This window comes from Nostoc sp., assembly GCF_036917535.1.
Taxonomy (GTDB): domain Bacteria; phylum Cyanobacteriota; class Cyanobacteriia; order Cyanobacteriales; family Nostocaceae; genus Nostoc.
On record NZ_JBALDA010000067.1, the window covers coordinates 103,724 to 111,918 of the forward strand.

Annotated in this window: 6 protein-coding genes and 2 pseudogenes; 5 read left to right on the plus strand and 3 right to left on the minus strand. The window is 42.9% G+C overall.

The genetic code is table 11. The annotated features are described in order from the left end of the window. Window positions 1-194: 194 nt before the first annotated feature. The 3 genes and pseudogenes from V7K56_RS22215 to V7K56_RS22225 all read left to right on the plus strand — a co-directional run. A complete protein-coding gene (locus V7K56_RS22215; protein WP_334913647.1) occupies window positions 195-365 on the plus strand; it encodes a hypothetical protein in 171 nt (56 codons plus the stop codon). A gap of 97 nt (window positions 366-462) precedes the next feature. Then, window positions 463-900: a cupin domain-containing protein gene (locus V7K56_RS22220; RefSeq protein WP_334913649.1), complete on the plus strand. Its 438-nt coding sequence runs from the start codon at window positions 463-465 to the stop codon at window positions 898-900. A gap of 208 nt (window positions 901-1,108) precedes the next feature. Continuing rightward, window positions 1,109-1,222, plus strand: a pseudogene (locus V7K56_RS22225) (ISKra4 family transposase); the annotation flags it as partial. Window positions 1,223-1,619: 397 nt separating this feature from the next. Here V7K56_RS22225 and ftsH read toward each other — a convergent pair. Continuing rightward, entirely contained in the window at window positions 1,620-3,530 is a 1,911-nt protein-coding gene (gene ftsH, locus V7K56_RS22230) for an ATP-dependent zinc metalloprotease FtsH (protein WP_334913651.1), read from the minus strand. A 514-nt stretch (window positions 3,531-4,044) separates the two neighbouring features. On the opposite strand from ftsH, the gene V7K56_RS22235 reads away from it, so the two are divergent. Together V7K56_RS22235 and V7K56_RS22240 are read left to right on the plus strand one after the other, a co-directional pair. After that, window positions 4,045-4,590: an NADPH-dependent FMN reductase gene (locus tag V7K56_RS22235; protein WP_334913654.1), complete on the plus strand. Its 546-nt coding sequence runs from the start codon at window positions 4,045-4,047 to the stop codon at window positions 4,588-4,590. 319 nt (window positions 4,591-4,909) lie between these two features. Next, window positions 4,910-5,351: pseudogene (locus V7K56_RS22240) on the plus strand (hypothetical protein). 163 nt (window positions 5,352-5,514) lie between these two features. Here V7K56_RS22240 and V7K56_RS22245 read toward each other — a convergent pair. Continuing rightward, window positions 5,515-6,840, minus strand: a complete 1,326-nt coding sequence (locus V7K56_RS22245) for a glycosyltransferase family 4 protein (RefSeq protein ID WP_334913658.1) — start codon at window positions 6,838-6,840, stop codon at window positions 5,515-5,517. Beyond that, window positions 6,837-8,195: WD40 repeat domain-containing protein (locus V7K56_RS22250; protein ID WP_442940139.1), on the minus strand; the 1,359-nt coding region annotated here is incomplete at its 5' end. The genes V7K56_RS22245 and V7K56_RS22250, both read right to left, overlap by 4 nt.

The following is an 8,195-nucleotide window of genomic DNA, read 5'->3' on the forward strand; positions in this document are numbered from 1 at the left end:
ATGTGTGCTACTTTCTGGAAAGGCTGAGGTAGTATTATAATTTTTTTACAATAAAATTCCCAACTTTTTTAATAAGTCGGAAATCTTAACCTTTGGATTTTCAGCAATCTAAAGTTAGTTGATAGCCAAGCGTAAATTTAGGGATATTCATAAAAATAAATCCCTATACAAGTCAACTTTGCTACATTGATGCATTGAAGTTACGCGCTGATGAAGCTCGGTTTGGCGGTATTGTGATTGAAACTTTACCACTTCTGGTCAGGTTGGTCAGTTTGGACAAACTACCGGAAGCAATCGGCTATCTCCTGCGAGACTGGATTTACAAGTTTACTCCTATCTGGCTAGCTGACTTGCAGTTTAAATAGTTATTTGATTCCCGACCTGATTAGAAAGAATAGTCTGAAGAAAATTATTGAAAGCAAATATAGGGTATTCTATCAGTATTCTATAGAGGGAGCAAAGATGAGAGTTAAGCAAGTCATATTTGGATTGTTTATCATGATTGTATTTGTAGTTGGAATCAGAGAAATTTCATTAGCGCAAACTCCTGCAAAGCAATTCACACCAGCGCCAACTGTTGCTCTCAATGTGAAAACTAATGACATACCCAAAGTTCCAGTCTTAGAAAGCGAGATTCTCACAGCAACTTTAGCACCAGGAGAGGTAAGTATTTGGCATACACATGCATCACCTGTATTTGCTTATACGATTAGTGGTTCCTATTCAGTAGACTTTCAATCTGGAGAGCCTTCGATTATAGTTCCTGCTGGCAAAGCAATCATGGAACCAATTAATCTTGTTGTTCGTGCTAGAAATACTAGTACCACGGAGCCGGCATCACTGGTTTTGTTTCAGGTTAGAAAACCAGGAACAGCCTTCTTAGACCCAGTTAATAAGTAGATTTATCCGCAAAGCCCTGCTAATAATATTGGTTTTTTTGGCAGATATAGCTTTTAGGGTACGGATTTTGATGCTGATATCAATTCTCCATGAAGATGCACTTAATCTTGAAAAACGAACCGCCAAGAACGCCAAGAACGCTAAGGAAGAGAGAGATAATCATTTAGTGCAAGCTTATAAAGAATTGGGATGAATCTGTTGAATCTTCATTAAACAGGTTGACCGTCGAACTAAGATTTCTAGAGCGCAATGGAAGCGCGAAAATGTACCTCAAGTGCTTGTCCATCGCTGCGCCTACCTTAATGGATTATTGTCGCTTTGAGCCACTCCAAAAACTGATACCAATTTGAAAAAAGAATGCGACAGATACATACAGACATACCTTTGTTCTGTCTGGCTTTCTTAATGCGTGAATTTTGTTAGTGCAGCGTAAAGCCTTCTCTTCTCTTTCAGAGACGCTAACGCGAACGAGAGGCTTCTCTTTCAGAGACGCTAACGCGAACGCCAACGGCATGGCAACTCTTAGAGACGCTACGCGAACGTTTAGAGCGAGTCCGCGTACTCTGTAAGAGTTGCAAGCTACGCTTTTAGCGTCTCGTAGAGAGCGTCATTTTGAATTTTGAATTGATATGAGATGCTCCCAATTAAATATGCATTATCCAAAACCCTTGTAGAGACGTAGCAGTGCTACGTCTTTACATTATTTCTCACTCATGTTTTTAATGAGGTACAGCCAATTGTTCATCAGCTACCTGAACATGATCGGTAACGATTTTGCGGAATACATCACCTTCAATTGTTTCCTGTTCTGCTAGCAAATCTACTAAACGCTCCAAAACTACACGGTTTTCTTCCAAGAGTTCTTTGGCTTTAATGTAAGAATTGCTAACAATTTCGCGCACTTGTGAATCAATTTTGGCAGCAATTTCCTCAGAATAGTCTGATTTATTCATCCAGTCGCGCCCTAAAAATACCTCTGCACTCTGATTTTCCAAGGACAATGGGCCTAATTCTGACATCCCGAAGCGTGTCACCATCTGCCGCGCCATCCCTGTGACGTGTTGCAAGTCATTGCTTGCACCTGTGGTCACTTCTGGCTTACCAAAAACGATTTCCTCAGCGGCGCGACCACCCAAAGTCGCAGTAATTCTCGATTTAAGTTGGGAACGCGAAATTAATCCCTGCTCTTCGTTGGGAGTAAACCAAGTTAATCCGAGTGCTTGTCCCCGTGGAATTAATGTAACTTTCTGCACAGGGTCATGGTCTTTAAGCAATGTACCTACTAAAGCGTGTCCAACTTCATGATAGGCAATCAAGCGCTTGCTCTTGCTGTCTACTAAAGCGGTACCTTCCATACCTGCAACAACTCGGTCTACAGCAGCATCAATTTCTAAAAGGGTGACAGCTTCTTTACGTCTTCTGGCGGTGAGAATAGCGGCTTCGTTGAGTAAATTAGCTAAGTCTGCGCCAGTAAAACCAGGAGTGCGGCGAGCGATCGCTTCTAATGATACGCTAGGATCAATTTTCTTATTGCGGGCGTGGACTTTCAAAATTTCCAGTCGCCCTTTGAGATCGGGTGGATCGACCATCACTTGTCTGTCAAAACGTCCCGGTCTGAGTAATGCTGTATCTAAAACATCTGGGCGGTTAGTGGCTGCAATAATAATTATGCCTGTGTTACCTTCAAAACCATCCATTTCGGTGAGCAGTTGGTTGAGGGTTTGTTCGCGCTCGTCGTTACCACCACCGATCCCAGCACCCCGTTGTCTACCTACTGCGTCAATTTCATCGATAAATATTAAACAAGGGGCATTATCTTTGGCTTTCTTGAAGAGGTCGCGCACGCGAGATGCACCCACGCCTACGAACATTTCCACAAATTCCGAACCGGAAATACTAAAGAATGGTACACCAGCTTCACCCGCGATCGCTTTTGCTAGTAAAGTTTTACCAGTACCAGGGGGGCCAATTAACAGCACACCTTTGGGAATACGTGCGCCTACAGCAGTAAATCTTTCCGGCTGTTTCAAGAAAGTCACAACTTCCTCGAGTTCTTCTTTAGCTTCTTCAACTCCGGCGACATCTTCAAATTTCACTCCAGTTTTTGCCTCCATTTGGAAGCGAGCTTTGGATTTGCCGAAATTCATCGCTTGGCTAGAAGCATTAGTAGAGCGCCGAAGGAACAAGAGCATTAAAGCCCCCAATGGCAAAATCCACATCAAATTAATCAACAGTCCAACAGCCGCTCGACTGTTAGCAGAGGAAACTTCGCCAAAATCAACATTCTTATCTTTGAGAATATTGACTAACTCTGTGTTTTGTGCTAAAAGTCTCACCTGTTGCGGTGGTGTATTATCTTTTTGCCCCTTGAGATAAACCTTTGCTAGCTGTTCGGTTTCGTCAAGCTCTACTTTCTGGACTTCTCCGGCCTTCACTTTCTCGATCAAGTCACCATAATTTAGCGAAGTGGTTTCTGCTTTTTGTGCCATCACAGGAGTACTTCCGAAAATTCCTGGCAACATAATCAGACTAGCAGCGATGCCTACGGCGGGTTGCGCCAACGCACCAAACCAAGCAACGCGCTTTAAGGACTGCCTTTTTATCAATGCTTTTTTTCCTAAATTTGTCATAATAATTACCCTTTGTCTGCTGGCACAAGTTAAGCGCTGGTTTTATGCCCATTCTTCTATCAAAAATTGTAATAACTGGAAATTACACTTTTCTTATCTAGTCTAACTTCCACACAAAAGCATTCCCAAGTTTCTTCAGGCTATTACATAAAGTTAAGCGAGGGTTATCTAGATTTATGCAGCTGTTTGAGATCGGGCAAACAAGGCATGCAGAAGAGACAAGGTAGACAAGGAAGAGGAGGAAGATAAGGAGAAAAGTCTGAGCGCCGGCTTCCGGCGTTGGCGTAGCCCGCCGTAGGCATCAGAACTTCGGGGAGAGACTTATTTAATAATTCACTATTGTCCCCCTTGTCCCCTTGTCCCCTTGTCCCCTTCGTCCCCCCTGCTCCCCCAATCCCGGTAGATATTAATTTGACACATTCAAGCACAAATCGCTAAGATAAACATAGTCATAACGATTCCGCTTTTTAAGAAATCTGATAATAGTAGCTAGTTAGTAGTTTGTGGGTTAATTATGGTGAAAATTATTGGCATTGGTGGTAGTTTAAGGTCCAATTCTTATACCCAGGTTGCTTTAGAAGTCGCAGCACAAAGGGTTGAAGCTGTAGGTGCAGAGGTAGAAATTCTCGATTTACGGCAGTTGCAGCTACCATTTTGTACTGGCGCAAAGGAGTATCCAGAGTATCCAGATGTTCAGCGGTTGCAAGATACAGTTAGTCAGGCTGATGGGTTAATTTTAGCGACACCTGAGTATCATGGTGGCGTTAGTGGTGTCCTAAAAAATGCTCTGGATTTGATGAGTTTTGAGCAACTGTCTGATAAAGTGACAGGATTAATTAGTGTCTTGGGTGGTCAGTCTAATAGCAACGCTCTAAATGACCTACGACTAATTATACGATGGGTACACGGTTGGGTGATTCCCGAACAAATTGCGATCGGACAAGCTTGGGGTGCTTTCAGTCCTGAAGGCAAACTAGTAGATGAAAAGCTCTCTCAAAGATTCGATCAATTTGCTCAGAGTTTAGTTGATAATACTCGCAAGCTGCGGGGCGTAAATTAGTTTATAGGGTGGTCAAGGCTTTGCCCACCCTAATCAACTTAATTGTGGTGGGAATTCCCAGCTAGTTGGGGATTAATAATCTAATAGTAATGCTTTAAATGACCTACGGCTAATTGTACGATGGGTACACGGTTAGGTGATTCCCGAACAAATAGCGATCGGACAACTGATCTAAATTACTCACATTGGTAGATTTGAAACAAAGAAAAACTGAGAGCAAGTGAGAGCAACGCGATTTTCTGAAGTCGGACAAAAACGAGCGATCGGTAAATCATTGTGATTTCGAGTTAAACTTACGATCTAATACACGGTTAAGTTGATGTTGAAACGGGATATTCAGGGAAAGTTCGTGCTCAAGAATGATGATTATCGCGAAGTACGTTCTTTGCGACTGACTGATGAGATCTGGAAAGCTATTGGGATAGCCTCTAAATGGTTTGGGTTTAACCAGGGCTGACTATTTAGAACACATTGTTAAGCATAACGCCAACCCGTGTATTACACAGAAAGACTCACAATTTTTAGCTCCCCATCAGGGGGAAAACGAACTTCAACTGAGTATTACACGGCAGAGGGAGTTTCTTTTAACATCTGATACCGCCAGCGAAAGACAGTCTGTTGGGTTGCCAACGATTTCAGAACTTGAAATTTTACGTGACCGTGTTTTGTCTAAACTGAAGTTAGGTAAGCAAGCAACTGGGTATAAAACTGTTCAGAAGGTTCTCAATCGTTTCATTTCTGAACTAATTGGTTCAGTTTAGCTGTTTTTAGCTGTTTAGGGAATTCGCCAACAGTATCCGTATCTTGGCTGGACCCCAACAATCTCCACAAAAGAGCACAGCAATTGGGTTTTGAGCTTATTCCCCAACCCCAAGCAAATGCGGTTTCTTAGGAGAGGGTTAACCTGTCACGGATGTATATGAACTAACAATGACAACGCTCGATTGACTGAGCTATGAGGTATTGGTAAAGGTTGCTCAACTGGCTTACTATACTATCCAAGCTAAAACGTTCGCGCACTAGCACTGAAGCCTGTCTACTGAGTTGTTTAGAAAATTGCTTGTCTAATAGAATCTTATCTATTGCAGTAGCAAAAGCTACAGTATCTTGAGGCGGAGCTAATAAGCCTGTCTGTTCTGGTAAGACAGTGAATTTTAAGCCGCCGACATTGGAAGCTACTACAGGAGTACCACAAGCCATTGCCTCAATAGCTACCAGTCCAAATGGCTCGTAATAACTAGGTATAACGCATACATCAGCAGCAGAGTAGTAAAATGGCAACACGTTATGGTCAACCCGACCAGCAAATACAGTTCTCTCAGCAAGACCTACTTCCTGCACAATCTGCTCAATCCGTTTTCGTTCTTGTTCATCTATACGACCTGGGCAACTCCCTCCAACAATGACTAGGCGCAAGTTGCCTATGGTTTTAGCTTTAGATTTCGCACAGGCTCGAACTGCTGTCTCAATGCCTTTGCGAGGGTCAAACCGTGCTACACAAAGCACAATTTCTTCAGCCGCATCTAACCCTAACTTCGCCCGAGCCTGTTCCTTTGACACCGTGCGAAGATAGTTATCAGTTCCACAGGGAATAACTTTAATATGACCTTTCTGAGAAACTAGTGTACGCAAATACTCTTGTTCTTGAGGACTGTTTGCAATGACACAATCTGCTTGCTCAAGAATTTGTTTTTCAACGCTAAGTCGAGTATCTGCAATTGGAGATAGATTTGGAACGACCTTATACTTTACTACACCTAGAGAGTGATAAGTATGAACCAACTGAATCTTGTGGATTTTCTTTAATTGCAAACCAATCCAGCCAGAGAGCCAATAGTTGGTGTGAACTAGGGGATAGTAAATTGCTTCCTTAAGTCGAAATGCCTCGAATGCTTGCACAAACTGAGGCATAAATTGGAAAATTTCGTCTCGTGGAATAAATTGCTCTGGTCCAGCAACCAGACGGATAGTTCGACAGTGGGGTGAGTGCTGGACAATAGCAGGAGTTTTTGGATCGACTTTACGAGTGAACATATCTACCTGCCAACCCAGAGATGCCAAAGTTTCGCCAAGCTGACGAACATAAACATTTTGCCCCCCTGCCTCTTCTACGCCAATCTCAGCAGCAGGATCAGCATGATCTGAAATAAGTGCGATCGCTTGTCTAAGGTGGACTAACTTGTTTGTTTCATATCCCTCCGTTTTCAATTTGTGACTTTGGGGTAAATCATCACCATCAAGAAGCTTCATTTTTCAACTGCTCCCAAAACTTTCAGCGTTCTTTTTTGGGAATCTTTTAAACCTGTAACACCCGTAATATTCATACCTTCATAGAGTTTTTCTATTTTCAAAGTTTTTCGGCAGCTACCTGTATCAACATTCCAAAGTTTAATTGTCTGATCTTCGCTACCACTTGCTAGAGTTTGACCATTTGGACTAAAAGCGACGGTTCTTACACAAAGGGTATGCTGCTTCTCCAACATTTTGAAGTCTTCCCACCTTTGGGTATTCCACAATATTACTGTTTGGTCGTCACCGCCACTTGCTAAGGTTTTACCATCTGGACTAAAAGCAACTGACCATACTCGGCTCTTGTGTCCGTGCAAGATTTTGAAGTCTTCCCACGTTTGAGTATCCCACAATATTACTGTTTGGTCGTCACTGCCACTTGCTAAGGTTTTACCATTTGGACTAAAGGCAACTGACCATACCCAACTCTTATGTTTTTGCAAGGTTTTGAGGCATTTTCCTGTCTCGACCTCCCACAACTTCACTGTCTGGTCTTCGCTACCACTTGCTAAAGTTTGACCATTTGGACTAAAAGCAACTGACCATACTAGGCTCGTATGTTGTTCCTGCATAGTTCTAAGACATTCCCCAGTCTTGACATGCCACAATCTGACTGTTTGGTCGTCACTACTTGCCAAGGTGTGTCCATCTGGACTAAAGGCAACTGAACGTATCCAATTTGTATGTCCCTGGATGGTTCTAAGACATTCCCCGGTCTCGACATCCCACAATCTGATTGTTTGGTCGCTACTGGCACTTGCTAAGGTTTTACCATCTGAACTAAAAGCTACTGACCATACTCGACTCTTGTGTCCGTGCAAGATTTTGAGGCATTCCCCCTGAGCATTCCATAATCTGACTTTTTGGTCGTCAGTACCACTTCCCAGAATGTAATTATCTGAACTGTTTACATCCTCTTTTGGAGCAAAAGCAACTGACCATACTCGGCTAGCACCTCCCTGCAAGGTTTTAAAACATTGCCCGGTTTTAACATCCCACAACTTCACTGCCGGGTCGTCACTACCGCTTGCTAAGGTATCACCATTGGGACTAAAGGCAACTGACCATATTCGACTTGTATGCCCGTGTAAGGTAAGGCATTGCCCGGTTTTAACATCCCACAATTTCACTGTTTGGTCGTCACTACCACTAGCTAAGGTATCACCATTGGGATTAAAAGCAACAGTCCGTACCCAACTTATATGCCCCTCAAAGGTTTTGAGGCATTGCCCGGTTTTAACATCCCACAATTTCACTGTTTGGTCGTCACTACCACTAGCTAAGGTATCACCATTGGGATTAAAAGCAACAGTCCG